Source organism: Rhodopirellula halodulae, from assembly GCF_020966775.1.
Taxonomy (GTDB): Bacteria; Planctomycetota; Planctomycetia; order Pirellulales; family Pirellulaceae; genus Rhodopirellula; species Rhodopirellula halodulae.
Genome location: NZ_JAJKFV010000004.1, coordinates 132,055 through 157,424, shown reverse-complemented (window position 1 = coordinate 157,424; position 25,370 = coordinate 132,055). Strand labels below are relative to the sequence as shown.

The following is a 25,370-nucleotide window of genomic DNA, read 5'->3' as shown; positions in this document are numbered from 1 at the left end:
CCGGAGTCCTTCCGTTGCCACGCTTCCGCCCGCTGCTCGTCTGCGTTTGCCTGACGGTTCTGGTCACGTTGAACGTGAAGGGGTTTGGTGATGACACCGATCCGTCGGCGGACGCGGCCAACTCCGACGTCACGTTGGGTAATCCGTCGAACGCCATCGAAGACGACTTGGCGGTCGTTCGTGATTTTCTTTCGCAGCAGTGTCTTGATTGCCACTCTGGCACCGATGCGGAATCCGGTTTCGATTTGGCAGGTTTTGACTGTCGCGAAGAAGCTTTCAACTCGCCCGATTTCGCGATGGAGGCTTGGGAGAAAATCCTGCGGCGGGTTCATACCCGTCAAATGCCGCCCCCGGAATACGGTCAGCCGGACGAACCCACCTATGCCCGAGTCACCGAGTCCCTGGTCGACCTGCTGGACGCTCGCAGCAAACGTTATCCGAGGCCCGGGCGTTTGAGTGCGATGCGTCGCATGACGCGAGTGGAATACCAAAACGCGATTCGGGATCTGCTGGATGTGCGAATCGATGCCGCTGACTATCTGCCCAAAGATGAATCCAGCCACGGGTTTGACAACATCACGGTCGAAGAGTTGTCCCCGACGCACCTGAATCGATACCTCACCGCAGCCCAAAAGATCAGTCGTCTGGCGATTGGTGGATTGGGAAACGGTCCGGCTGGTGTGACGATTCGTCTTCCGGCCGAGCGTTCGCAGGAAAACCATGTTGACGGTTTGCCGTTTGGGACTCGCGGCGGTGTGCTGTTCCAGCAGCACTTTCCCCAGACCGGCGAGTACGAAATCGAACTGAAGCTCACACGTGACCGCGACGAACAGGTCGAAGGTTTGCACCGCGAGCACCAGATCGACGTTTTGATTGATCGAGCCCGCGTGCATCAGTTCACGGTCAAACCGCCAAAGCGAACCGGCAAATGGGGCGGCCCGGACTACACACATTCGGATTCCCATTTGAAGACACGTTTGCGCGTCGAAGCCGGTCGGCACAACGTGGGCGTGACGTTCACCAAAACTTTTTCATCGCTGACGGAAGGCAAGCGTCAACCCTTCGATGCAAACTTCAACCGACACCGACATCCGCGATTGACCCCGGCGATCTACCAGGTTTCCATCGTGGGCCCCTTTGCTCCGGAAGGGCCTGGTGAAACCACCAGCCGAAGATTGATCCTGGGGGAACTTCTCTCGTCAGAGACTCGCACGCGGGCGGATGCTGCCGACGCGTTGAAACGCCTGGCTCGGCGGGCTTATCGACGCCCCGCGACGAAGGACGAACTGAACTTGTTGCTGGCGTTCTTTGACGAAGGCAACGCGGCGGGCGATTTTCAGCAGGGCATGGAGTCCGCACTCACGGCGTTGTTGGTGAATCCAAATTTCCTGTTCCGAATCGAGTCGGAAACTCCCTCCTCCGACGATTCCACTTCGGTCGCTATCAACGATTACGAATTAGCGACCCGTCTGGCCGCGTTCCTGTGGAGCAGCATTCCCGATGAGCAGCTTCTCGATTTGGCGGAAACCAAACAGCTTCGAAACGATGATGTTTTGCGAACGCAAGTCCAACGAATGTTGAGCGATTCGCGGTCGGAGGCTTTGGTGACCAACTTCGCGTCCCAGTGGTTGCAACTGCGAAACTTGGATTCGATCACGCCTGACCTGCGACTGTTCCCGGACTTCGACGATAACTTGCGTCAATCCTTCAAGCGAGAGACTCAGTTGTTGTTCGAGGATGTGTTGGTCAACGATCGCTGTGTGACGGACTTGATCGCATCGACCGAAACGTTTTTGAACGAGCGACTGGCAACGCACTATGGCATTCCCGGTGTCAACGGGAGTCATTTCCGCCGAGTGAGAGTCGATGACGCGTCGCATCGCGGCGGAATCCTGCGGCACGGCAGCATCCTGATGGTCACGTCGTATGCCACACGAACATCACCCACCATTCGCGGCAATTGGGTGCTCGAAAATGTGTTCGGTACACCGGCACCGCCGCCACCGCCGAATGTTCCCAACCTGGAAGAGAAGAACACGCTGGCAGCCAAGACCGTTCGCGAACGGCTTGCGATGCACCGAGCCAATCCAACATGTGCCAGTTGCCATGACTTGATCGATCCACTTGGCTTCGCACTCGAAAATTTCGATGCGGTGGGACGTTGGCGGCAATTCGAAGGCACGCTCGACGTGGATTCGTCGGGCCAATTGCCAGATGGAACCGAACTGAATTCGATCGATGCGTTGGAACGCGGCATCGTTGCTCGGCCGGACATCTTTGCCCAAACGGTCACGGAGAAGTTGATGACCTACGGACTGGGGCGTGCCACGGAACCGTTTGATGGCCCGGCCATCCGCCGAATCGTTCAGCAGTCATCGCAAGACAACTACACGCTGCGGTCGATCATCACGGGAATCGTCTTGAGCGAACCGTTTCGATACCGCGAAATCCGTTCGCGGTAGTAACCAGCGCATTCTTTCATCAAACACCCACTCCTCAAACCGTCGCGATTCGAAACGCCAACCAAGGACCGAAAGCACAATGAAACGCATTCACCTTTCACGCCGCACATTGCTTCGTGGCTCCGGTGCGGCGGTGGCTTTGCCGCTGTTGGACGCGATGGTTCCTGCCATGACCGCGTCGGCCGCCACGGTTGCCGCCCCCAGCAAGCTCAAGCGGATCGGATACATCTACATCCCGATGGGTTACAACCCGGCGGCATGGACACCCAAGGGGGACACACTCGACAAATTGCCATCGAGTCTGTCGCCGCTCGAATCGGTCAAAGATCATCTGACGGTGATCACGAACACGGATCTGCAAAACGCCTACCCGGGGTCGCACGCCACATCGAACTCCGCATTCTTGAGTGCCGCTCGCGCCAAACGAACGGAAAGCAGCGACTACTACAACGGAACCACTGTGGATCAAATCGCGGCTCAAAAGATCGGCTCGGAAACCCAACTGCCTTCGCTGGAGTTGTCGATGGATCTGCTGTCGACCGTGGGCCAGTGCGACAACGGTTATGCCTGTGTTTATCAAAACAGTTTGTCTTGGGCCTCGCCGACTCAGCCGTTGCCTTCGGAAGCTCATCCGCGAATCGTGTTTGAAAGCTTGTTTGGCGAAGGTGGCACCCCCGAGCAACGGCAGGCTGCGATTCAAAAGCGAGCCAGCTTGCTCGATTCCATCACGCAAGAGATCAAACGCATTCAATCCCGCGTGGGGTCTTCGGATCGGAACAAAATCGACAGTTACTTGGAAAGCATCCGTGAAGTGGAACGCCGTATCCAACTCGCAGAACAAACCAGCCAAGACAATCCGTTGCCCGATTTGGATCGACCCGTCGGCGTTCCAACGGCATACGCGGACCATGCCAAGTTGATGTTTGACTTGCAGTTGTTGGCTTTCCAAGGCGATATCACTCGCGTGGTCAGTTTCCAATTGGCACGTGAAGCGAGCACGCGAACCTATCCGGAAATCGGTGTGCCGGATCCTCACCATCCGGTGACCCACCACGGCAACAATCCAGACAAACTGGAAAAGGTTGCAAAGATCAATCAGTTCCACGTTTCTCTTTTCGCGGACTTCCTTCAACGGATGGACGAGATCCCAGAGGCGGACGGAACATTGCTGGATCATTCGCTGTACATGTATGGCAGTGGGATGGGCGATCCGGACAAGCACGATCACAGCAACCTGCCGATCTTGGTTGCCGGTGGCGGCGCCGAAAATATGCGAGGCAATCGCCACCTGCGATTCGACGATCCGGAGCCACTGTCCAACTTGCACCTGACGTTGCTGAACAAAGTTGGCGTCCCACTGGAATCCTTCGCGGACAGCACTGGCACCATCGACCACTTGTTTGATCCGGTGACGCTGTGAGGGTGACACGATGAGGCTGAATCAAAGACACCTGCCTGGAACGGGCTGGGGCGTTGTCGTGATGCTGGCGATGGCTTTTCCGGTCATGGTGGTGCGTGCGGATCATACGACGTCGACCGCGAACTTGGCATCAGACGCCTCGGCGGGCTGGTTGAAGGACGCGGAGCTGAACGACTGGTCCGGAGTCGCGGCGGCGATGAAGCGAGACTCGTTCGACGTGAATCAGTCGCAGCCGGACGGCATGACGGCTGTCCACTGGGCGGCTTACCATGACCAACCGCAATGGATCGAGCGTTTGCACGCGGCGGGTGCGGATTTGGATGTGTCAACTCAGTACTTGGTGTCGCCGCTAAGCTTGGCCTGCGAGTTTGGAAACATGGATTCGGCGCAAATGCTTGTGCGATTGGGAGCCAACGTGAATTCCAAACGTCTGGGCAAGGAAACGCCGTTGATGCTGGCCGCACGCCAGGGCAACGCTGAGATCGTGCAGAGCCTGGTCGAGGCGGGGACTGATCTGGACGAAAAGGAAACTCGCGGACAAACCGCTTTGATGTGGGCCGCCGCCGCTGGCAACTCGGACGCGGTCGACGTGTTGTTGAAAGCCGGTTGCGATGTGGATCATGCTCTGTCCGCGTCGGGTTTGACCGCTTGGATGTTCGCGGCTCGCCACGGCCGGACCGACGTCATCCATCGCCTGTTAGAACACGGCGTGGACGTCAATTCGGTGGTGAAGGTCAAACGCGGGGGTGGCCGCAATCCTCGCGATGGGATGTCGGCCTTGATGTTCGCGGTCGAAAGCGGGCATCTGGAACTCGCGGTTGATTTAGTGCGTCGTGGCGCCGACCCGAATGACCAACGCAGCGGCTACGGTCCATTGCATGCGATCAGTTGGGTTCGAAAAACCGAACGAGGCGATAATCCGGAGGGGGATCCCGCACCACGAATCACCGGTGGACTGCATTCCTTGGCATTCGTTCGTCAAATGGTTGAGCTCGGGGCGGATGTCAATTTGCGTTTGAAAAAAGGCTCGTCCCGTGGGCAACGTTTGAATCCGCGCGGTGGCACGCCGTTCTTTTTGGCGGCTCGCGGTGCCGACATTGAATTGATGCAGTTGTTGTTGGAACTGGGAGCGGATCCCAACCTCGCCAACGACGACCACACCACGCCTTTGATGGCGGCTGCGGGTGTGGGAGTGATCGCGGTCGGTGAAGAACCGGGCACTCCGGAGGAAGTGGATCTGGCATTGGAGATGTTGGTTTCACTCGGCAATGACCCCAACGCCATTGACCGCAATCGTGAAACCGCGATGCATGGGGCCGCACTTCGAAACTTTCCCACCGCCGTCCGCAAGCTTGCGGAATTGGGTGCCGTGTCAGATTCCTGGAATCACAAGAACAAACGCGGTTGGACCCCGTTCGATATCGCACGTGGCAAACGCCCCGGCAGCGTCAAACCTTCCCCGCCCACCGTTGAAGCGTTGAAGGAAGCTTCTAGCTTCTAGCTTCTAGCTTCTAGCTTCTAGCTCTCCGCTCTCCGCTCTCCGCTCTCCGCTCTCCGCTCTCCGCTCTCCGCTCTCCGCTCTCCGCCCTCCGCCCTCCGCCCTCCGCCATGCTTCGCATCTGTCTGTCGCTTGTTCTTCTGCTGGTCGTTTCCTCCGCGTTTGCGGCGGAGCATCCCAACATCGTCCTCATTCTGGTGGACGACATGGGCTACGGCGATCCTCAATGCTTCAACGACCAATCGAAGATTGCAACGCCCAACATTGATTCGCTGGCTCGCGAAGGCATGTGCTTTCGCAATGCCCATGCCCCCGGCCCGCTCTGTCACATGTCACGGTACGGCTTGATGACGGGGCGATATCCTTTTCGAACCAACGTCAGCGTTTGGCCAACGCAGCCACTGATTGATGCTGACCAACCGACCCTTGCATCGCTAGCCAAAGCCCAGGGTTATCGAACCGCCATGGTGGGCAAGTGGCATTTGGGTTTCGAGGAACGGTCGCCAGAGACTTACGAGGGGGAACTGCGTGGAGGCCCGGTCGACCGTGGGTTCGATGAGTTCTTTGGCATCCGAGCCTCCACCGACATCCCGCCCTACTTCTACATTCTAAATCGCCACGCGGTGTCGCCGCCCACGCGAAAAATCGAGGCCAACTCAAGCGAAGGCTGGTCGCCAATCCAGGGTGCGTTTTGGCGAGCTGGCGGAATCGCTCCGGAATTGGAGTTATCGGATGTGCTGCCGCATTTCACTGATGTCGCCATCTCAACCATCGAGGAACATCCGACCGGTGAAAAAGCATCACCGCTGATGCTGTATCTCGCTTACCCTGCACCGCACACGCCTTGGTTGCCCAGTCCCGCTTTTCGAGGCAAGAGTCGAGTCGGGTCTTATGGCGATTTCGTGATGATGGTGGATCACGAAATTGGTCGCGTGCTTTCCACGCTGAGGAACCAGGGCATGGATCGCGACACGGTCGTCATTTTTACTTCGGACAATGGTCCGGTGTGGTATGACAAGGACACCGACCGTTTCGAGCATGATTCCGCGGGGGCCCTTCGTGGCATGAAGGCCGACGCATGGGAAGCTGGTCACCGAATGCCGTTCATCGTGCGTTGGCCGGGCACCGTTCCAGCGGGAAGCGATTCGGATCAATTGGTTTGCTTCACCGATTTGATGGCGACGTTCGCGGAAGCTTGGCAAGTGGAATTACCAGCTAATGCCGGTCCGGATAGCTTCAGTTTCTACAACACGCTCACAGGCCGACCGCAATCGCAAAAGAACCCACGTCGGGAGTTTGTCATGCGAGCAGGCAGCAACTCCAAGTTGATGACGATCCAAAAGGACGGCTGGAAGTTAATCACAGGGCTCGGATCGGGCGGCTTTTCAAAACCAAGGCGGGTGCAGGCACAATCGGGCGAGCCCGACGGACAGTTGTATCAAGTCGAAGTAGATCTATTCGAAGCCACCAACTTGTATCAACAGCGTCCCGACTTGGTGAAGCAGTTGAGCGAGCACCTTCAAAAAATTGTCCGCGACGGCCGCAGTCGCTGACGCTCTTTGTACTCCTCTTGCTGCTCGACCTTCCTTCTTCCTTCCTCCCTTCTTTCTAGCCCCACCTCAACTCCCTCCTCTCCCGCCGGTCAATTTCCATGAAACCGTCCCGCCTTTTGAAACGTCTTCGGATCCATTCAGCCTTCATCGCAGTCTGCTTGGCGATCTCCTTTGCCCCACAATCGATTCAGGCGGATGACTCGTCTCGACCCAATGTCATCGTCATCATGAGCGATGACCAGGGCGTCGGTGATTACGGTTTCATGGGCAATCCGATCATTCGCACTCCTTCATTGGATGAGTTGCGAACACGCAGCGGGCTGCTGAGCCGTTTTTACGTCAGCAGTGTTTGTGCACCCACGCGTGCCAGCCTCATGACGGGGCGATACAACTATCGGACTCGCTGCATCGACACTTATCTCGGGCGTGCCATGATGGACCCTGCGGAAGTCACGCTGGCGGAATGCTTGACCGACGCTGGCTATCGAACGGGGATCTTTGGGAAGTGGCATTTGGGCGACAACTACCCAATGCGACCGATGGACCAAGGTTTTCATGAAAGCCTGATTCACCGCGGTGGCGGCATCGGCCAGCCTTCAGACCCGATTGGTGCGGAAGGCAAATACACCGATCCGACGTTGATTCACAACGGCGAAGAAGTCGCGATGAAGGGTTACTGCACCGATCTCTTCTTTGATGCCGCGATTGAGTTCATTGGCGATCAGACACAATCCCAGTCGCCGTTCTTCACCTACATCGCGACCAATGCTCCTCACGGCCCATTTCATGATGTGCCGGAACGACTGTACGACGAGTACAAGGATGTGGACTTCAGCCCAATCTTGGTGAGCGATCTTCCTGATCGCCGCAGGAACGCGGAGTTTGACAAGCTGGCCCGGATCGCCGCGATGATCACCAACATTGATGAAAACGTTGGCAAGCTCATGAATGCGTTGGGCGAAATGAATCAGCTTGAAAACACCATCGTGTTGTACCTGAACGATAACGGTCCCAACTCGAAGCGTTTTGTTGGCAACATGCGAGGCAGCAAGACTCAGGTAGACGACGGCGGCATTCGTTCCCCGTTGTTGTTCCATTGGCCCGCCAAGGTCAAAGCGGGAACGACCGTGGATGTGATGACCGCGCACATCGATCTCATGCCGACGCTACTCGAAGCTTGCCAAGCGAATGTCCCCGACGGAACCTCGTTGGACGGAAAAAGCTTTCTGCCGTGGATCACGGGCAAGCGTTCTGCGGACGATTGGAAACAACGCCAAATCGTTTTTCAGACGCACCGAGGGAACGTGCCGCAACGTTTCCATCACTTTGCCATCCATGAACATCCATGGAAACTCGTCCATCCCAGCGGGTTCGGGAAAGAGAACTTTGAAGGCTCGCCTGACTTGGAGCTGTACCATCTCGAAGAGGATCCCAAACAGCAGCACAACCTTGCTGCTGAGAAGCCCGAATTGGTTGGACGTTTGAAAGCGGCTTATGAGAAATGGTTCGAGGACGTTTCCTCCACGCGTCCCGACAACTACGCACCACCACGAATCGTGATCGGCACAGACCACGAACCAGAATCCGTTTTGACTCGCCAAGATTGGCGTCATGAAAGCGGGCGCCCTTGGTCACGAAACTCGACGGGGTTTTGGTTGCTGCAAGCTCCCGCTCGACAAAACTACGAGGTCGAGTTGGTTCTGACGGACGATCAACACTCCGGCGGTTCTGCGATACTGCATGTCGACGACGAGGAATTGATGTTCCACGTCCGACCTAACGCGAGGCGTGGGCACACCGTCAAAACAACGCTTCCTTCTGGCCCGATTCGTCTGTCTGTTTCTGTCGATAAGTCCATTGATGCCGGTGTTCATCAAGTGATCTTGCGACGATCTGATCGACAACGATAACGACGATGAGTTTTCTGGTGCGTTGATGATGGTGTCGCCTTCTGCCCCGCAGAAGCTGCGTGCGAAGGCTGCTTTTGCAGAGCGAAAGGCGACACTGTTGAGGCAGAGGCAAGAAAGTCCACCGCCTGCTAGACCAATACCACGAAATCCATCCCGCGGTAGTTCTCTTCGCCGTTGCTGAGCTGAACATCCAAGGCGTCGTTCCCCAGGACCACGTAGTCATCGGACAATGCCATGCGAACGACGTAGGCTCCGGATTCGTCGACCGAATCGAAGCGATATCGGCCCATCTCATCCGTGATCGCCACGTCCACCACGGTACCCTCACCATCGACCAATTCCAGCACCGCTCCCACCATTGGCTCGAGAGGTGTGTCTTGTTCACCGTCATCGCGTGGGCGATCTTTTTGACCGCGATCGTTCCGGCCGGAAGCATCTTGGCTTTGGTCTCTTTGCCGACCGCTGTCACGTGCGAGTGTTTCCAAGGCATCTTCCTCAATCAAGGTGGGAGCGAAGAGGTCTTCGCCTTTACCATCACTCGTTGAGGTCGTCGTGGTGGACGCTTGAGCCATCACGGTGCCGGAAATCTCAGGAGAGAAGAAAAACACATCGTCCTGCAATGAATTCAAGTTGGTGTTGCGAGCGATGACGTCGCTGAGCGTCGTGTTTTCGATCTCACGGATCTCGCGATCTGACATGGTGTTTTCGTAATAGAACCGATCGCCATCTCGCAATCGTTCGAACTGATCGGCGATGATGGTGGTGGCGGTCTCACCGAGCGATCCATTCTCCGTGCGGTCCTCGGCCAAGATCCCCACCCAAAGATCGATGTTGTTCACATCGCCGTAAAGCGATTCCAACTCGGAGGCCAAATTCGCGTCCGAGGTGATTTGATCGAATGACTCGTAGGTTTCCAGTCCGTACGCCTCACGGACCGAGTTCAAATCAGCCAGTCCGTGGTCGCGTCCACGTTGGATGTTCAACGAAATCAAATCAAACCCGCCGGCTCCCGGAGGCCCAAAAAGGAAATTCCGCAAACTGTCCACCACCTCCAGATCAACCTCCTGCGACAGCGTCGATGCAGCGTACTTCAACAGCGGATCAATCCCGGTCTCCTCCAGCATCTCCGGCTGAAAGAACGCGTTGGCCAGCGAGACATCTTCGGCGATCTCGTTGCCATCATCATCCACGAATCGGAACGAATCGTTCAGAGTGGTGTGGCCGAAACGGAATGCCGCGGTCGAAAATTCATTCGCGATGGACGGGTCAACGTTCGCGTCATAGCCCGTGTATCGCGAGAGAGCATCGTCACCCAGCAAGGCTGGTAAGAATTCGTTGTAGGTGATCGACTGCATCTCAGCGATCACGATCGTGCGAGCTTCTTGGTAGATTTCTTCATCACTGAGAGACGGGTTTTCCGCAGCGATTTCATCGGCCAAACGATTGTGTTCGCGAACGAACAGAGCATGCATGGAAGTGAGCACCACGTTCTCGGCGGCGCGGATGTCACCCGCCAAGACGCCTTGGTTGTCGTCATTGGGGAGCAAGCCGTCTTCCGTGATCAACAATCGTCCGCCGACAAATTCTCGTAATGAATCAGCCGTCGCTTGGTCACTGCCGTAAACTTGCGAGCCATCAATGAACGCGGTGATCGCGTTGACTTGCTCGGCAGGATTGTCGACGGATGTCCCCGTTCCTTCCGCGATTTCCGATCGAGTCAGATGGATCGTCGCTTCACCGGTATTGAAGGGATCGAACAGCGGGTCGCCGGCGGGGACTTCAATGTCGAAGGATTCGCCATCGGTCTCGGGTTCGAGCGACAGATCGATGTCATGGTCCAAAAATTGTCCCCATGCAAACACGAAGGAGCTCAAACCGCGTTCATTGGTTGTTCCGTCGGGATCCGCAGCCGACAACGCGTTGCTGATCTCACGGGCACTCGGGCGGTCCGCCCCCGCGGGCTCTGAAATTCCGTCCGCGTAATCGTTGTCAGCGACTCGCAGCAGGGGCGTGTTGGCCGATCCCAGGTCCGGATTGTCGACATTGTTTCCCGTGCCATCAATCGAACGAATTTCATCGGTGGTCGTGTCTGCATCGGTCGGGGATTCGTTTGAATCGTCCGCTCCTGGTACCTCCGTTGCTGGATCGTCCGTTCCGGGATCGTCCCGGTTGTTCTCGTGACGCTGGCGATTCAAGCGGTTGATCACCATCAACGCGTCGAGAGCCGAGTTACGTCCGTCGTTGTTGACATCCGTCATTCGGCCCCGACGTCGCTGCTGCAGATCAGCGTTGCCCTGAGCCGAAAGTGGCTCCAGCGATCCAATGGGTTCGGCCGTGCCCTCTTCGCCCATGGCGTTGATCACGGTGAGAGCGTCGAGTGCGGATACTTCGCCATCTTCGTTCACGTCCTCCGGGAACGCTTCGTTGTGAAAGAGGTTGGCCGCCAACAACTTTCGAGTCTCCAAGCTCTCGGATCTGAGACGCCGCCGTCGCATGCGACGCGTTTGTGTCTTTGTTCGTTTCGACTTCGAACCACCTACCCAACGATTCCAGAGCTTGTCCATCGCGACACCCGTGACTGTGCGGAGAAAAGAGAAGAGAGGGCGAGCTTCGTTCGTTGCAACGAAAGCTCACCCAATCACAGGGGGCGATCCACACGCAATTTGCAACAAAACGTGAGACAATTGCCCGTTCCGCGAAAAAGCTTTCTGCCCGCGTGACATGAGCGGCTCCGTTGTTCCCTTTGAAAGGTTGGGCACGCAACCGTTCGACGCTTGCTCGCCAGGGATCGACGCTTAGTCGCCAGGGATTGTCATGCGATGGAGGTGTCGTTGGATCGGTGAAATCAGTTCAAAGCGACTGCGGCGATCGAGAACGAAGAGAACCGGTCGATCCGGTTTCCTTGTCGACCTTCTTCTTGGCGACCATGTCTTGAACAAAAGCCGCCATGCCACCGAGCGTTTCGAAGTAGGTGCAGGCCTCCAGCGAGTGAACCGCTGACTTTGACAGCCCGCCGCCTCCGATCATCAACGGCGTCTCCACCGCGAGCATCCGGCGAAGCAAAAGGTGTTGTCCGATCAAGTCTGCTCGGTCGTCCCAGTGCGTCGAGGAGCACCACACCAGGTCGGCCGCCAAAGCGTTTGCCGCATCGGCCATTTCCTCGGCAGGAACACGTGGACCCAAATCGTGAGCTCGAACGCCCAGGCTGAGAAGCGACAACGCGACCAATTTGGACGACATGGTGTCGCATCCCTCGTGCAAGCATCCGCCCACCGCTTGCAAGCCCGTTTCTTGAACTCGTTGGAAATGGGTCTCCAGCGCGTAGATTGACCTCAACATGGTCTCCGTGCAGATCTGCGTCTCGTAAACCTTCATCTCACCACGCTGCCACATGGTTCCCATCGTCCACAACGCTGGTGCGATAGCTTGATCGATGATCGAAATCAGATCAGACGGTTGGCGACAGGCCGCTAGGATTCGATCGCGTAGTTGGTCGGACTGTTGCGTCTTCAGCAGATCCAACACATTGTTGGTCGACAGGCTGCCTCGCCACGAATGACGAGTTTGCCGTTGCAACTCACCGATTCCCAGTTTGCAAGCCAATTCGTCCAAAGCGTTCAATGGCACGCGACGATGGCCGCCTGGAGTGCGGTTCAGTTCGACGCCATGTTTCTCGCACAAACGTTTGAAGGTTGACGGGCTGACGCTCAACTGCTGGGCGGCATCGCGAATGGACAGTTCTGTTTGCATTTCAACACTCCGTTTCAGCCAGAAGACATCGCGGCGGACCAACGATTCCCTTGTTTCAATCGGATGTTGCAACCGCGTCACTGAAATCATTGCCACTACCGTCTGCCGAGGTTCAAGCGTGGTGGAACCGCTTGGAAACGGCATCTGTTGAGGACTAAAAAACGCTTCGAGGCGTCTTACCGGGACTTCCCTACATACAAACCCTCGCGGCATGCACGATTTGAGCGTGCGTGGGTGCGATTTGCTTTGGGCTGCAATTCGCTAGATCTGATCGGTTTGGTCGATTTGGGTGAGCTTTTTCGAGGCCCCAAACGCTCGAATCGATTCATTGTCGTCTCTGCGAAACCGTCAAACTCGCCGAGAGCTCCCTGACAGGCAAAGTCAACCCGACCGCCAATCTTTTCGCGGGTTACATAACAACAGGCTCTTCCAACGACTGGGTTGGAGACCCGCGACACCGTTGAGCGTCGCTTGGAACGCTCAACGAAGTGCCACCACTGGGGAAATAGCGGTACCGTGAATATCGAAGACGCAGAACTGATCAAAGAGTTTGTCGTCGAGTCGCAAGAACACTTGGGCGACATCGAGAAAGACTTTTTGACGATGGAACAACAAGGTGAGGATGTCGATCTCGACCTCGTCAATCACATCTTTCGTGCAATCCACTCGATCAAAGGAGCCGCCGGCTTCCTTGGTCTGCCCGTTTTGGAATCTCTCGCTCATCGCGAAGAAGAAGTCCTGAACAAGATTCGCAATCAAGAAATCGTGCCCACCATTGATGTGGTGAGCACACTTCTTTCCGCGACGGACGGTTTGAAAGAGTTGCTCGATTCAATCGAAGACTCCAACGACATGGATGTGTCCGAAAAAATTGCGGCACTGGACTGCATTCTATCGGGAAGCGGCGGCAACCCAACTCCCGCCGCAGCAGAAGCTCCTGCTGAAGCGGCACCTGCGGAATCCGAAGCAGCTAGTCCGGCTGCGGTTGAGCCGACTCGCGACTCGGAGCAAGTTGCTCAAGACGCGGAAACGCAGTTGGAACAAGCCAGCGAAGGAGTAGAAGCCGCTGCTCAAGCTGCTGCACCGGAAGCTCCCCCAAGCCCGGCACCGGCGGCTCCCTCTGCACCTGCCCCCGCACCCAAGCCAGTCGCCAAGAAGCCTGAAGCGAACAAGTCATCCTCCGGAGTTGGGAGCGACACTTCGCCTGCCGAAACTTCGATCCGTGTCGATGTCGGCTTGCTCGACACCTTGATGAATCAAGTTGGCGAATTGGTTCTGGCACGCAACCAGATGCTGCAATTCGCAGAGCGTTTCGATGACAACGAATACAACACCACGTCGCAACGTTTGAACCTGATCACCAGCGAGTTGCAAGAAGGCGTGATGAAGACACGCATGCAACCGATTGGCAATGTCTGGGCAAAGTTCCCACGCCTGGTTCGTGACTTGGCCCAAATCTGCGAAAAACAGGTTCGCATCGAAATGCAGGGCAAGGAGACCGAACTCGACAAAACAATCATCGAAGCGATCAAGGACCCGCTGACTCACTTGGTTCGCAATACGGTCGACCACGGCATCGAACCACCAGAGGTCCGAGCCAACTACGGAAAGGATCCGGAAGGTTGTTTGATGTTGCGAGCCTACCACGAAGGCGGGCAAGTCAACATCGAAATCGTCGATGATGGTGCGGGACTGAACATCGACCGCATCCGATCCAAAGCCATCGAGAAATCGATCATCACCGAGCAACAAGCTCAGGCGATGGACGAGCAAGAAATCTGCAATCTGATCTTCGCTCCCGGCTTCTCGACCGCTGAAAAGGTTTCCAATGTCTCGGGGCGAGGCGTGGGAATGGATGTGGTGAAAACCAATATCGAAAAGATCGGCGGCACTTTGGATCTGGAAAGCCACTCCGGATTGGGAACCACCATCCGAATCAAGATTCCTTTGACGTTGGCAATCATTCCCGCATTGTTGGTCAAATGTGCCGACAATCGGTTCGCGATTCCACAAGTCAACTTGATGGAATTGGTTCGACTGGAAGGCGAAAACGCAACTTCCAAAATCGAATACATTCAAAACGCTCCGGTGTATCGACTCCGCGGTCAACTGCTGCCATTGGTTGACTTACGCAACATCTTAGGCAAGCCAGCCGACGACCCGTCGGATACCGGCGAACATTCGGCCATCAACATTGTTGTGTTGCGAGCCGACGACCAACAGTTTGGGCTGATCGTCGATCGAATCAACGAAACGGAAGAGATCGTCGTCAAACCACTCAGCCACCAAATCAAGGACATTCCGGTTTATTCGGGTGCCACGATTCTAGGCGACGGCAGCGTGGCGTTGATCTTGGATGTTCTTGGCATCGCTCAACGAGGTCGCGTGCTGCAATCCAGCGGTTCACGCAACCCAAGTCGTACGGACGAGGCCGCCAATGAACACGCGGGCAAGGCTCAATCCTTGTTGGTGTTGGGCGTTGGACCCAAGCGTCAAGTCGCCATGCAAATGTCGCAGGTGGCTCGACTCGAACAAGTGCCAAAGAAACTGATCGAGGAAGCGGACAACAAGAGTGTTATCCAGTACCGCGGTAAGATCCTGCCGTTGATTGATCTGGCATCGATCCTAGGAGTTTCGCGAACCGCCTTCGCCGCTGCCGAGGCAACGTCAGAAGATGCCGAAACACCAGTCGAAGTGAATTGCCAAGTCGTGGTCCACTCTGAAGAAGGCCGCAGTTTCGGCATCGTCGTCGATCGCATCATCGACATCGTCGACGCTCACATCGACCTCGTTGAATCGCACAGTGGCAATGGGGTCTTGGGCTCCGCCATCGTTCAGGAACGAATCATTGACCTCCTGGACTTGCCCGCCGTTATCCAAGCGGCCGGACATCAGCTCGCTTAAGCCGCCAAGCCAAAACAGGAATTCAAATGATTGACGACGACCAAATTTGCACCTTCTATCTGGATGACCAGGTCTTTGGGATCGAGGTCAAATCCGTTCAAGAAGTGATTCGCTATCAGAAGATGACCGAGGTCCCGTTGGCTGATAACTCGGTTTGCGGACTGATCAATTTGCGAGGCCAGATCGTCACGGCGATCGACCTTCGCACGCGACTGGGACTTCCCGATCGCGAATCGGACCAACTTCCGATGAACATCATCGTTCGAGGCGCATCCGGCACCGCCACCAGCTTCCTCGTCGACTCCATCGGAGAGGTCGAAATGATCGACCCCAAAAATCTTGAACGCACACCGGGAACACTCAACGCCGTTGCCAGCGAGATCATTCGCGGTGCTTACAAAACCGACGATGAGCTGATTTTGATCCTCGATAGGGAGAGAGCCATGAACGTCAGTTTGAATTGACTTTCCTCCTGAATCAAACCTTTCGACCGAAACCAAATTTCAACCATCACGCCGATTAAAAGAACCATTCCCATGAGCACCACTCTCGAAAATTCAAAAGACAACGCTACCGCCAACACAGCACGCAAAACGAAGGCTTCGTCTCGTTCCAAAGCGAATGACGCATCCGCGGATGGCGCATTGCAAACTCAAGCACAAGCACTGAACGCCTCGCAATTGGTGTTTGAACTGGACCACGACGGCATTGTCCTGAGTGCCAACAACCGTCTTTTGGATTTGCTCGGCCGAGAATGGGAAGACGTCGTCGGTTCGCCGTTTGGCAACCTGATGCCAACGACCAACCAAGCCAAGAAGGCTTACAAGCAAATGCTACAAGACTTGCCATCAGGCGACGTCGCTGCGGGGGAGGTGTTGCTGCTTGCGTCCGACGACACCGATCGATGGTTGGATCTGACCTTCCATCCCGTTCACAACGAGAACGGCGAGTTGGAGCAAACGTTGGTAATCGGATCCGACATCACCGAAAAGAAGCACTTGCAACATCAAGTCGACGAGCTTCAGGTTTACGTCGATGTGGTCAACATGACCAGCATCGTTTCCGAATCGGATCTCAAAGGTGACATCCTTCGTGTCAACGAAAAGTTCATCGAAGTTTCGAAGTATCCAGAAGACGAACTGATCGGTTTCGGCCACAACACCACTCGGCACCCCGATATGCCGAAAGAAGTCTTCAAGGAGATGTGGTCGACGATCGGCCGTGGCAAACCATTCCGCGGAATCATCAAGAACCGCGCCAAAGACGGCACGCCTTACTACGTCGACGCGGTCATCGCACCGGTCATGGGCGACAACGGCAAGCCACGCAAGTACATCGGAATCCGCTATGACCTGACGGAAACCGAGATCGCTCGCCACAACACCAACGGTTTGTTGGACGCGATCAACTCGACGAACGCCTTCGTCGAATTCGATCTGGATTCCAACGTCGTCTCGGCCAACGACAACTTCCTGACCATCATGGGTTACCAAGAGGAAGAACTCGTTGGTAAGCCACACCGAACCTTCGTGGATGGCGTTTTCTCTCGATCGAATGAGTACAACCAATTCTGGGACGAGTTGAAGGCCGGCAACCCACAAAGCGGAACCTTCAAACGTGTCACTAAGACCGGGGAAGACGTTTGGTTGCACGGGGTTTACTGCCCCGTCAAGGACGAGATGGGGCGCGTTGCCAAATACGTGCAAATCGTGACCGACGTCACCGAAGAACGACTCCAGAACGCTGACTACGAAGGCCAGTTGGCTGCCATCGGCAAAGCTCAAGCGGTCATCGAATTCAATCTGGATGGAACGATCATCCACGCCAACGACAACTTCTTGGCTGGTTTGGGTTACTCGCTCGACGAAATCGTTGGCAAGCATCACCGCACCTTCGTGACACCCGAACACGCCGCATCGCCTGAATACGCACAGCTCTGGGAAGGCCTGAATCGTGGCGAGTTCCAAGCCGGCGAATTCAAGCGAATCACCAAGAGCGGTGAACCGATTTGGATCCAAGCGTCCTACAACCCGATCTTCGACTTGAATGGCAAACCATTCAAAGTTGTGAAGTTCGCCACCGACATCACCGATCAAGTGAACGCTCGGGAAGAACTGAAAAAGAACGTGGACGAGATCTTGGAAGTCGTCAACGCAGCCTCCGGCGGTGACCTGACGCAAGAAATTCATGTCGACGGTGAAGACGCCATCGGCCAAGTTGGTTCGCGTCTGCAAACGTTCTTCAAGGACCTTCGCAACAGCATCGAATCGATTGCCGAAAATGCGACCTCGCTCGCGGGTGCATCCGAAGAACTGTCAGCGGTTAGCACCCAGATGAGCAGCAACGCCGAAGAAACCTCTTCGCAAGCTCAAATCGTTTCGAGTGCCTCGACGGAAGTCAGCCAAAACATTCAAACGGTCACCACCGGCGTCGAAGAACTGAACTCGGCCATTCGCGAAATCGCTCGCAACGCAAGTGAAGCGTCGAAGATCTCCAACCAAGCCGTTGGGATTGCGAGCGACACGAATGACACGATCACCAAGCTGGGTGCCAGCAGCCAAGAAATTGGTAAAGTGGTGAAGGTCATTACTTCGATCGCTGAACAGACCAACCTGTTGGCTCTGAACGCCACCATCGAAGCCGCTCGTGCGGGTGAAGCTGGCAAGGGATTCGCTGTGGTCGCCAACGAAGTCAAGGAACTCGCGAAAGAAACCGCGAAGGCAACCGAAGACATCAGCGGCAAGATCGAAACGATCCAGTCCGACACCGGTGGAGCTGTTTCGGCCATCCGCCAAATCGGTGACGTGATCAATCAGATCAACGACATCTCGAACACGATCGCCAGTGCGGTGGAAGAACAAACCGCCACTGCCAACGAGATCGGTCGCAACATCGGCGAAGCCTCTTCGGGTGCCGACGAGATTGCGAAGAACATTACCTCGGTTGCCTCCGCTGCTGAAAGCACCTCGCAAGGTGCCGGCAACACGCAACAAGCCGCGGGCGAGCTGTCAGAAATGTCGGCCGCTCTGCAGCAATTGGTCATGCGATTCAAGTTCTGATCGCAAATCGATGACAGATGTCCCGGCATCCAATCTGACGGATGCCGGGACATCGCTTTTGAAATTTGAGAACGCTTCACAGCGGCGTTCTTTTGCTCATGCGATTTCCAACCAACCCAACGCAACTCAATATGAATGTCCTGATTGTTGATGACTCGCGAGTGATCCGACGAATGATTGCCCGCATCATGAAGTCAATTGGCTACGAAACACACGAAGCCGAACATGGGCTGGAAGGCCTCGAGCGATTGCAAGAACTCGGCCGCGTCGACCTGATTCTGGTCGACTGGAACATGCCAGAAATGAATGGGCTCGAATTCGTCAAAGCCGTGCGTGCCGATGAGCAACACGGTGCGACCCCCATGATCATGGTGACCACTGAATCCGAAATGGAACGGATGGCATTGGCGTTTATGGCCGGCGTGAACGAATACATCATGAAGCCTTTCACGGAAGAAAACATCAACTCCAAACTAGAGATCCTCGGCATTGGAACCACGGTATGAGTTCCGAAAAAAAAATCCGAGTGATGATTGTCGATGACTCCACCGTCATCCGGCGATTGTTGACACAAACCTTGTCCGAAGATCCATCCGTGGAAGTGGTCGGTACCGCGCCCAACGGAAAGATTGCACTGGCCAAAATCCCAACTCTCAAGCCCGATGTTCTCACGTTGGACATTGAAATGCCGGAGATGGATGGTCTGCAAACGTTGACGGAACTTCGCAAGGTCAACAAGACACTGCCGGTCATCATGTTCAGCACGCTCACGCAGCGTGGAGCCGAAGGCACCTTGGACGCGCTCGAACGCGGCGCGAACGATTACGTGGGCAAACCAGCCAACGTTGGCAGCGTGACCGAAGCGATGACCCGTGTTCGCGGGGACATGATTCCCAAGTTGAAGGCATTGTGCCCTGGCTACTCCACGCCAGCCAAATCCATTCGAAAGACTCTTCAAAGTCCATCGGCGGACCAGCCTGAAACCTCAGCCGAGACGTACAAGACTCGGCCAGCTCCCATCGCAACTCGTCTGGACATTCTGGCCATCGGTGTCTCCACTGGCGGACCAAATGCGCTATCGAGCTTGCTACCAGAGATTCCAGGTGACTTTCCGATTCCGATTGTCATTGTTCAACACATGCCACCGATCTTCACCAAGCATTTGGCCGATCGGTTGAACCAAAAGTGTGAATTGGAAGTTTCCGAGGCCGTGCAGGGGGATGCTCTGCTTCCCGGTCGTGCTTTGATCGCACCAGGTGACTTTCACATGACGACTTCCGTCGCCTCAGCGACCGCCACGGTGGAGCTGAACCAAGACGAAGCGGAAAACTCGTGCCGCCCCGCCGTGGACGTGCTCTTTCGCAGCGTGGCCAAGAACTATGGCCGAAACAGTATGGCTTGCATCTTGACCGGCATGGGCAGTGACGGTCTGGCGGGATGCGAGTTGATCGCCAAGGCAGGCGGTCGAATCATCAGCCAGGACCGTCAAACGTCCGTGGTCTGGGGAATGCCCGCCGCAGTGGCAAACGCGGGGCTTTCCAATCAAATCCTACCGCTGAATGAAATCGGCGGCGAACTCATCCGACATGCAACGCACGGTCGTCCCCGACGATCTCTCGCTACAGCAGGGGCTCTCTCATGACAACATGCACCGCCGATTCACTCTCGACGGAAGACTTTGATTTCCTTGCAAAGCTCGTTCTCGATCGTTCTGCCATCGTGCTCGAACCGAGTAAGTCGTACTTGGTGGAGTCTCGGTTGAACCCGGTCGCTCGCGAACATGGTTTGGATTCCATCAGCGAACTCGCGGAAACGCTTCGTAAACCGAACCAACGCAAGTTGGCAGAGGCCGTCGTTGACGCGATGACCACCAATGAAACGAGCTTCTATCGAGACATCCATCCGTTCGACTTACTGCGAACCAAGCTCCTTCCCGAGCTGATCGAAAAACGCAGCAACGAAAAACGTTTGACGATTTGGTCCAACGCTTGTTCCAGCGGTCAAGAAATCTACTCAATCGCGATGATGATTCGCGAACACTTTCCACAACTTGCGGGTTGGGACGTGCGTCTGCGAGCCACCGACCTCTCGTCGGAGATCCTGGAACGTGCCGAGAACGGAATCTTCAATCAAACGGAGGTCAACCGTGGCCTACCAATGCAGTTGTTGATGAAGTACTTCCATCGCGACGGGGTCCATTGGCGAATCAACGACGACATCCGTTCGATGGTTCGGTTCGACAGCGTCAATCTGATCGAAAATTGGCCGCTTACGCTGATGTCCGTCGATGTGGTGTTCCTACGCAACGTGCTGATCTATTTCACGCCCGACACCAAACGGGAGATCCTTGCAAAGGTGCGCCAGAGAATCCGCGAGGACGGCATTCTCTTCCTGGGTGGATCCGAAAACACGATGAATCTCACAGATGAGTTTGAACGCACTCAGGTAGATCGTACTGTGTACTACCGCCCCGTCTGAATCGTTGGTCGAAAACCATTTCGACATCAAATTCCTTTTGGTTTGAGTGATCGCGTGGCGTTCGTATGAACAGATCACATCACCCACTGAAACCAAGTCTCGCACAAATCCTTCTAAAGAAAGCGAAACCATGGACATCCAACCGATTGAACCCGAGAACGTCGTTCAGCTTGTTCAGGCGATCTTTGACAACATGTTGCAAATGCCTTGTGAACCTTCCGCCGATGCAACTGCAGCCCAACAAGACCCCGAAGCGGACCGTTTGGTTGGCTGCGTTCAAATCCAAGGCGATTGGACAGGCGCGGTGGAGATCAACACTCCCTTGGAACTGGGACGCAAGGCGGCCGGAGCCATGTTGATGATGCCGGAATCCGACGTGTCCATGGAAGATGTCCAAGACACCATTGCGGAACTTTCCAACATGGTCGGCGGCAGCATCAAAGCGATCTTGCCGGGGCAGTCCTCGTTGTCTTTGCCAAGCGTGGCCAGCGGCAGCGGACTGGATTTCAAACTTGCAAACGTGGTTCACACGCAAGACATCGCACTTCACAGCAATGGGACGGACTTCACCGTTTCCATTTGCCACCTCGACTCAAATTCATAAGCGTCGAAAATCCATAAGGGTGCCAAGGTGGAACGGCATGGCATAAACCTTGATGACATGCATTGCCGTTCAATTTGCACCCCTTGTCAGACCTGCCTTCGAACGATTGGGAAGGTAGGTTTCCTTAGGGCTCGGCCAATCACTATTAAACCTTAGCAAAAAAGACAGAGACGGAGAAACGAGAGATGAAAGTTTTGCTGGCAGAAGATTCGGGTGTCATGCGTAAGATCATTGCCCGAGGGCTCAATAGCCTGTGGGTCGATGACGTGGTGGAGGCAGCCGACGGCGCCATCGCATTCGAAGAGTTTAAAAAAGACCCCAACATTGATTTGGTGTTGACCGACTGGAATATGCCCAACATGAACGGTTTGGAGTTGGTGCAAGCGATTCGCGGAACGGGGTCCAAGGTGCCTATCATGATGATCACCACGGAAGCCGAAAAGGGCCGCGTGCTGGAAGCCATTCAAGCCGGCGTGAACGACTATCTCGTGAAACCCTTTGACCAACCCATGCTGCAAGCCAAGTTGGAACGCGTGCTTCCTCAAGCAAGCAGCTGAGTCCACTCGGCCGTCCGTCGCGGCCGACCCAACGTGACGCAACGCTCGGAGAACCTATGAGCACCGAACTTCTCACCATTGAACAAGTCATCGCGTCGGCGATCGATTCGTCGGTTCAGAACACATTTCAAATGATGGTCGGATCCGACATCGAGAAGATCGAAGCTTCCGAGTTCACGGGGGCTGCGTCATTGGACAGCGAATCGCCTTGCTGGCTCATCTCACTTGACTGGCAAGGCAAAATCTCCGGCACCGTGGTGCTGCTGTTGGATAAAAACTCGGCTCTACAGTGGTCGTCCAAAATTCTTGGGATGGATGACAACATCCCGGACGAGGACGTTCTGGATGCCGCCAAAGAACTCGGCAACTTGGTCGCCGGTGGCGCCAAGTCGCAGTTGGATCAGTTCGACCTCAGCATGTCCGTTCCGAAGATGCACCCACCGGGTTCTGAGTTGCAATGCGAACTCATCGAGAACGCCGAGATCATTTGCCACTACCAATCGGAAGGGATCCAACTTTCCGTCTATGGAGTGGTTCACGATCAGTGCATTGGCTCCGAAAGTTAGTATGCCACGGCTTTGTAGCTAATCGGTGACCGACACCGGTACCTCAGCCATTTCGTCGCGGGATGGAAGATGCATCCCTCTCAACTCGTGAATGAACGCGAGTTTCTCGAGAACCGCGGGTGAGAGTTGTTCTGGCAACAACGGTTGCAATCCTAAATCGAGGTTGTATTCACTGACTTCGATCACGATCTTCAACACGGATTGCACGAGCCGTTGATGATCGGCTTCGGTCGTCAGATCCAATGTCTTGCCGCCGATGCTGTTGGCGGTGGTTGCGATCGCCATGATGTCCAGATAGACATTGACTGTCTCGGCAAAGTCTTCCCAAGGGTGCATGGTTGCGTAAGCGCTGACGTGTTGGTCGGCCCAATCCGCCGGCGGTCCTGATTCGTAGTGACGCTTCATCGCTTCGGAATAGTCGATCGCATCAGGGTCACCGAACAGTTCGTGATAACGACCCTTGGCGACTCGCATCGCCCAAGACCAATCGATGTAGTGTCCCACTTCATGTCGCATGTGTCCGATCAAAGTACGCTGTGGCTCGCCCAATTGGACTCGCAGCGTTTCGCGATGAACGCTGTCTGCCTCTTTTAAGTTGATGGTGATCAAACCGTTTTGATGACCGGTGATGACCTTTTGGGGGTTCCCGTTCTCGTCAACGGAATCTTCCCTGAACTCAAAGAGCAGCGGATATTCCTCCGCCGTGTCACCAACAAATGGAGGCAGTCCCAGGTCTTTGAGCTGCAATAGCAATCGTCGTTTCGCGGACTCCATTCTGGACCAACGTTGGATACTTTCAGGTTGATCCAGCGGAGGGATGACTCGCGTGTAAGCACACCATACGCAAAGCTGACCCGGCTTGACGTTGTAGCACTGACAGATGCCGTGTTCTTGATTGATGCAGGGATAAGCCTGCACCTCGCAGGTATCGCAGCGAAGTCTGTTTTTTCGCTGCGTGAAGCTGGTCAAAGAATCACAAACGGTGCATCGCCCGAGCGAAGCCTCGCAGGAGACACAGGTGTGGTTGTCGAAAAAGATGCGGTTGTCGCATCGACATGTTCCGGTTTTCATCAGTGAACCGAATGGAGAAGAGTTGGATGTCAGTTCGCGGTGACAGAAGTTGTCATCGCTGATTCCGACGGTGTTCGTTCGTTGCTCGCCGCTTCTCGTGTGACGGAGCGTTCGGCTTGGTCGTCTGTCTTGGGTTGTTCCGCACCCAGGATCATCGCCAAAGGTCGCAATTCGTCGTAGCCCTCACACGCCATGCGAACTGCGATCAAGATTGGAACGCTGAGGAAGACGCCCATGATTCCCCACATCCATCCCCAAACGACGATGGACAGGAAAACCAGCACCGGACTGATTTGCATGGACCGTCCCAAAATCGCCGGCGTAATGAATTGTCCTTCCAGAGACGTCAAGGTCATGAACACCAGCGTCACGACAAAGGCGTAGTAAGCGGGGTCGAAGTTCAACAACGCGACGAAGAAAATGATTCCCGCACCCGCGATCGCTCCCACGATCGGGATGAAGTTGAATGCAAACGCCATCACGCCCCACAGTATCGGCGAGGGCATTCCGAGGATCCACATCGCGACGCCAACCACCACGCCCAATCCAGCGTTGATGGCCGATACCTGGGCGAGATAACTACCCAGACCTTCTTGTACGTTTTCAATGACCTCAACCAGTTTCCTTCGCGAAGAGAAACTGGGAAGCGAACGCATCACGCTTCGCAGCAAGTCGTCTCCTGTGGCGAGCAGAAAGTACAGTAGTGCGATGCAGATGGTTAAGAACGAGACGACATTTCCAGTGCCACTCAAGTAAGACCAGCCGCTCGTCCAAGTCGGTTGTTTGATTTCAACGGGAACGGGTTTCTCACGAGCCGAGTCCGCCTCCGATTCGCGTTCCGCTTCCGCCAGTTCAGCGGTTGCTTCGTCGACGTCTTGCAATCGATCGGTGATGAAAGCCAACTTGCTTTTGACTTCGGCGAGGTGTTGCGGTGCATCCGCAATGCTCTCCTTCACAGGTTCGATCACCACGTACGTTCCCAGTCCCAGCATCAGCAGGATGCCGACGATGATGCCAATCGCACCGATCGACGACGGGACGCCCCAGCGTTTTCCTTGTCGGACGATCGGTCGCAACGTCAGGTAGAGCACGATCGCGGTGACCACGGGAATCACCAAACTGCGAGCGTAGTACAACGCGTAGAGCACCAACATTGCCGCACAGATGCGGGCTGATAGAACGCCCATTCGTCGATCGATTGGGGAGGGCTCTGCCTGAAGCACCTCATCGGATTGCGTGTTGGTCATTGCGGTGAAATGGCTCAGCAGGGTGATTCAAACAGCTACCGGTCTTGGCCGATCACCGCAAACTATCGAGTCGCGGGAGGAAACCTACACCGTGCATTCGCCAGAAACCCCAGCATTTCCGCGAGCGACGTCTGAAATTGCAAAGGTCGTACCAATCCCAGCTGGAGAAAGGAATTTTGGGATCGGTGCAAAGCATCTTGTCACCCAATCAATCCGCCGCGAGCACTGTTCCGCCGCAAACACTGTTCGACTCCGGTTCTCACGAAAAACGTTCGGTCATGGAGCAACCTG

Annotated in this window: 18 protein-coding genes; 14 read left to right on the top strand and 4 right to left on the bottom strand. The window is 55.5% G+C overall.

Annotated features, from left to right (window positions below):
• The first annotated feature begins 14 nt into the window (after positions 1–14).
• The 5 genes from LOC70_RS04475 to LOC70_RS04455 all read left to right on the top strand — a co-directional run bounded on the left by LOC70_RS04475 (position 15) and on the right by LOC70_RS04455 (position 8,843).
• On the top strand, positions 15–2,462 hold the full coding sequence (locus LOC70_RS04475; protein ID WP_230252130.1) for a DUF1592 domain-containing protein: 2,448 nt from the start codon (positions 15–17) through the stop codon (positions 2,460–2,462).
• A gap of 79 nt (positions 2,463–2,541) precedes the next feature.
• Positions 2,542–3,882, top strand: coding sequence for a DUF1552 domain-containing protein (locus LOC70_RS04470; protein ID WP_230252127.1), 1,341 nt, complete (start codon positions 2,542–2,544; stop codon positions 3,880–3,882).
• Between the two features lie 10 nt (positions 3,883–3,892).
• A complete protein-coding gene (locus tag LOC70_RS04465) occupies positions 3,893–5,383 on the top strand; it encodes an ankyrin repeat domain-containing protein (RefSeq protein WP_230252125.1) in 1,491 nt (496 codons plus the stop codon).
• A 107-nt stretch (positions 5,384–5,490) separates the two neighbouring features.
• Complete coding sequence (locus LOC70_RS04460; RefSeq protein ID WP_230252124.1) at positions 5,491–6,933, top strand: sulfatase family protein; 1,443 nt, start codon at positions 5,491–5,493, stop codon at positions 6,931–6,933.
• Between the two features lie 98 nt (positions 6,934–7,031).
• Positions 7,032–8,843: an arylsulfatase gene (locus LOC70_RS04455; protein WP_230252122.1), complete on the top strand. Its 1,812-nt coding sequence runs from the start codon at positions 7,032–7,034 to the stop codon at positions 8,841–8,843.
• A 128-nt stretch (positions 8,844–8,971) separates the two neighbouring features.
• On the opposite strand, the gene LOC70_RS04450 is transcribed toward LOC70_RS04455, so the two are convergent.
• Together LOC70_RS04450 and LOC70_RS04445 are read right to left on the bottom strand one after the other, a co-directional pair.
• Positions 8,972–11,407, bottom strand: a complete 2,436-nt coding sequence (locus LOC70_RS04450; RefSeq protein ID WP_230252120.1) for a peroxidase family protein — start codon at positions 11,405–11,407, stop codon at positions 8,972–8,974.
• Between the two features lie 286 nt (positions 11,408–11,693).
• The gene (locus tag LOC70_RS04445) at positions 11,694–12,593 is read right to left on the bottom strand and encodes a MerR family transcriptional regulator (RefSeq protein WP_230252119.1); all 900 of its coding nucleotides are present in this window, start codon (positions 12,591–12,593) and stop codon (positions 11,694–11,696) included.
• Positions 12,594–13,109: 516 nt separating this feature from the next.
• Between LOC70_RS04445 and LOC70_RS04440 the strand changes: the two genes are divergently transcribed.
• The 9 genes from LOC70_RS04440 to LOC70_RS04400 all read left to right on the top strand — a co-directional run bounded on the left by LOC70_RS04440 (position 13,110) and on the right by LOC70_RS04400 (position 22,761).
• Positions 13,110–15,497, top strand: a complete 2,388-nt coding sequence (locus LOC70_RS04440; protein WP_230252118.1) for a chemotaxis protein CheW — start codon at positions 13,110–13,112, stop codon at positions 15,495–15,497.
• Positions 15,498–15,523: 26 nt separating this feature from the next.
• Positions 15,524–15,961 (top strand): chemotaxis protein CheW, encoded by a 438-nt coding sequence (locus LOC70_RS04435; protein ID WP_230252117.1) that lies wholly within the window; start codon positions 15,524–15,526, stop codon positions 15,959–15,961.
• A 72-nt stretch (positions 15,962–16,033) separates the two neighbouring features.
• A complete protein-coding gene (locus tag LOC70_RS04430; RefSeq protein ID WP_230252116.1) occupies positions 16,034–18,556 on the top strand; it encodes a methyl-accepting chemotaxis protein in 2,523 nt (840 codons plus the stop codon).
• A gap of 98 nt (positions 18,557–18,654) precedes the next feature.
• On the top strand, positions 18,655–19,062 hold the full coding sequence (locus LOC70_RS04425) for a response regulator (protein ID WP_230252115.1): 408 nt from the start codon (positions 18,655–18,657) through the stop codon (positions 19,060–19,062).
• A complete protein-coding gene (locus tag LOC70_RS04420) occupies positions 19,059–20,198 on the top strand; it encodes a protein-glutamate methylesterase/protein-glutamine glutaminase (protein WP_230252114.1) in 1,140 nt (379 codons plus the stop codon). The genes LOC70_RS04425 and LOC70_RS04420 overlap by 4 nt, the downstream gene beginning before the upstream one ends.
• Positions 20,195–21,034: a CheR family methyltransferase gene (locus LOC70_RS04415; protein ID WP_230252112.1), complete on the top strand. Its 840-nt coding sequence runs from the start codon at positions 20,195–20,197 to the stop codon at positions 21,032–21,034. The genes LOC70_RS04420 and LOC70_RS04415 overlap by 4 nt, the downstream gene beginning before the upstream one ends.
• A gap of 130 nt (positions 21,035–21,164) precedes the next feature.
• The gene (locus LOC70_RS04410) at positions 21,165–21,638 is read left to right on the top strand and encodes a chemotaxis protein CheX (protein WP_230252110.1); all 474 of its coding nucleotides are present in this window, start codon (positions 21,165–21,167) and stop codon (positions 21,636–21,638) included.
• 185 nt (positions 21,639–21,823) lie between these two features.
• On the top strand, positions 21,824–22,195 hold the full coding sequence (locus LOC70_RS04405) for a response regulator (RefSeq protein ID WP_230252108.1): 372 nt from the start codon (positions 21,824–21,826) through the stop codon (positions 22,193–22,195).
• Positions 22,196–22,251: 56 nt separating this feature from the next.
• Complete coding sequence (locus tag LOC70_RS04400; RefSeq protein WP_230252106.1) at positions 22,252–22,761, top strand: chemotaxis protein CheX; 510 nt, start codon at positions 22,252–22,254, stop codon at positions 22,759–22,761.
• 18 nt (positions 22,762–22,779) lie between these two features.
• Here LOC70_RS04400 and LOC70_RS04395 read toward each other — a convergent pair whose 3' ends face one another.
• Positions 22,780–23,832 (bottom strand): putative zinc-binding metallopeptidase, encoded by a 1,053-nt coding sequence (locus LOC70_RS04395; protein ID WP_230252104.1) that lies wholly within the window; start codon positions 23,830–23,832, stop codon positions 22,780–22,782.
• Between the two features lie 29 nt (positions 23,833–23,861).
• Positions 23,862–25,079 carry an AI-2E family transporter gene (locus tag LOC70_RS04390; protein WP_230252103.1) on the bottom strand — a complete coding sequence of 406 codons (1,218 nt, stop codon included), beginning with the start codon at positions 25,077–25,079 and terminating at the stop codon, positions 23,862–23,864.
• Positions 25,080–25,370 lie beyond the last annotated feature (291 nt).

Bases quoted from the DNA above. Each gene is read 5' to 3' on its own strand.
- LOC70_RS04430 (WP_230252116.1), top strand. From the start codon at position 16,034: ATGAGCACCACTCTCGAAAATTCAAAAGACAACGCTACCGCCAACACA.
- LOC70_RS04445 (WP_230252119.1), bottom strand. From the start codon at position 12,593: ATGCAAACAGAACTGTCCATTCGCGATGCCGCCCAGCAGTTGAGCGTC.
- LOC70_RS04415 (WP_230252112.1), top strand. From the start codon at position 20,195: ATGACAACATGCACCGCCGATTCACTCTCGACGGAAGACTTTGATTTC.
- LOC70_RS04400 (WP_230252106.1), top strand. From the start codon at position 22,252: ATGAGCACCGAACTTCTCACCATTGAACAAGTCATCGCGTCGGCGATC.
- LOC70_RS04420 (WP_230252114.1), top strand. From the start codon at position 19,059: ATGAGTTCCGAAAAAAAAATCCGAGTGATGATTGTCGATGACTCCACC.
- LOC70_RS04395 (WP_230252104.1), bottom strand. From the start codon at position 23,832: ATGAAAACCGGAACATGTCGATGCGACAACCGCATCTTTTTCGACAAC.
- LOC70_RS04410 (WP_230252110.1), top strand. From the start codon at position 21,165: ATGGACATCCAACCGATTGAACCCGAGAACGTCGTTCAGCTTGTTCAG.
- LOC70_RS04465 (WP_230252125.1), top strand. From the start codon at position 3,893: ATGAGGCTGAATCAAAGACACCTGCCTGGAACGGGCTGGGGCGTTGTC.
- LOC70_RS04460 (WP_230252124.1), top strand. From the start codon at position 5,491: ATGCTTCGCATCTGTCTGTCGCTTGTTCTTCTGCTGGTCGTTTCCTCC.
- LOC70_RS04390 (WP_230252103.1), bottom strand. From the start codon at position 25,079: ATGACCAACACGCAATCCGATGAGGTGCTTCAGGCAGAGCCCTCCCCA.
- LOC70_RS04435 (WP_230252117.1), top strand. From the start codon at position 15,524: ATGATTGACGACGACCAAATTTGCACCTTCTATCTGGATGACCAGGTC.
- LOC70_RS04425 (WP_230252115.1), top strand. From the start codon at position 18,655: ATGCGATTTCCAACCAACCCAACGCAACTCAATATGAATGTCCTGATT.
- LOC70_RS04455 (WP_230252122.1), top strand. From the start codon at position 7,032: ATGAAACCGTCCCGCCTTTTGAAACGTCTTCGGATCCATTCAGCCTTC.
- LOC70_RS04470 (WP_230252127.1), top strand. From the start codon at position 2,542: ATGAAACGCATTCACCTTTCACGCCGCACATTGCTTCGTGGCTCCGGT.
- LOC70_RS04405 (WP_230252108.1), top strand. From the start codon at position 21,824: ATGAAAGTTTTGCTGGCAGAAGATTCGGGTGTCATGCGTAAGATCATT.
- LOC70_RS04450 (WP_230252120.1), bottom strand. From the start codon at position 11,407: ATGGACAAGCTCTGGAATCGTTGGGTAGGTGGTTCGAAGTCGAAACGA.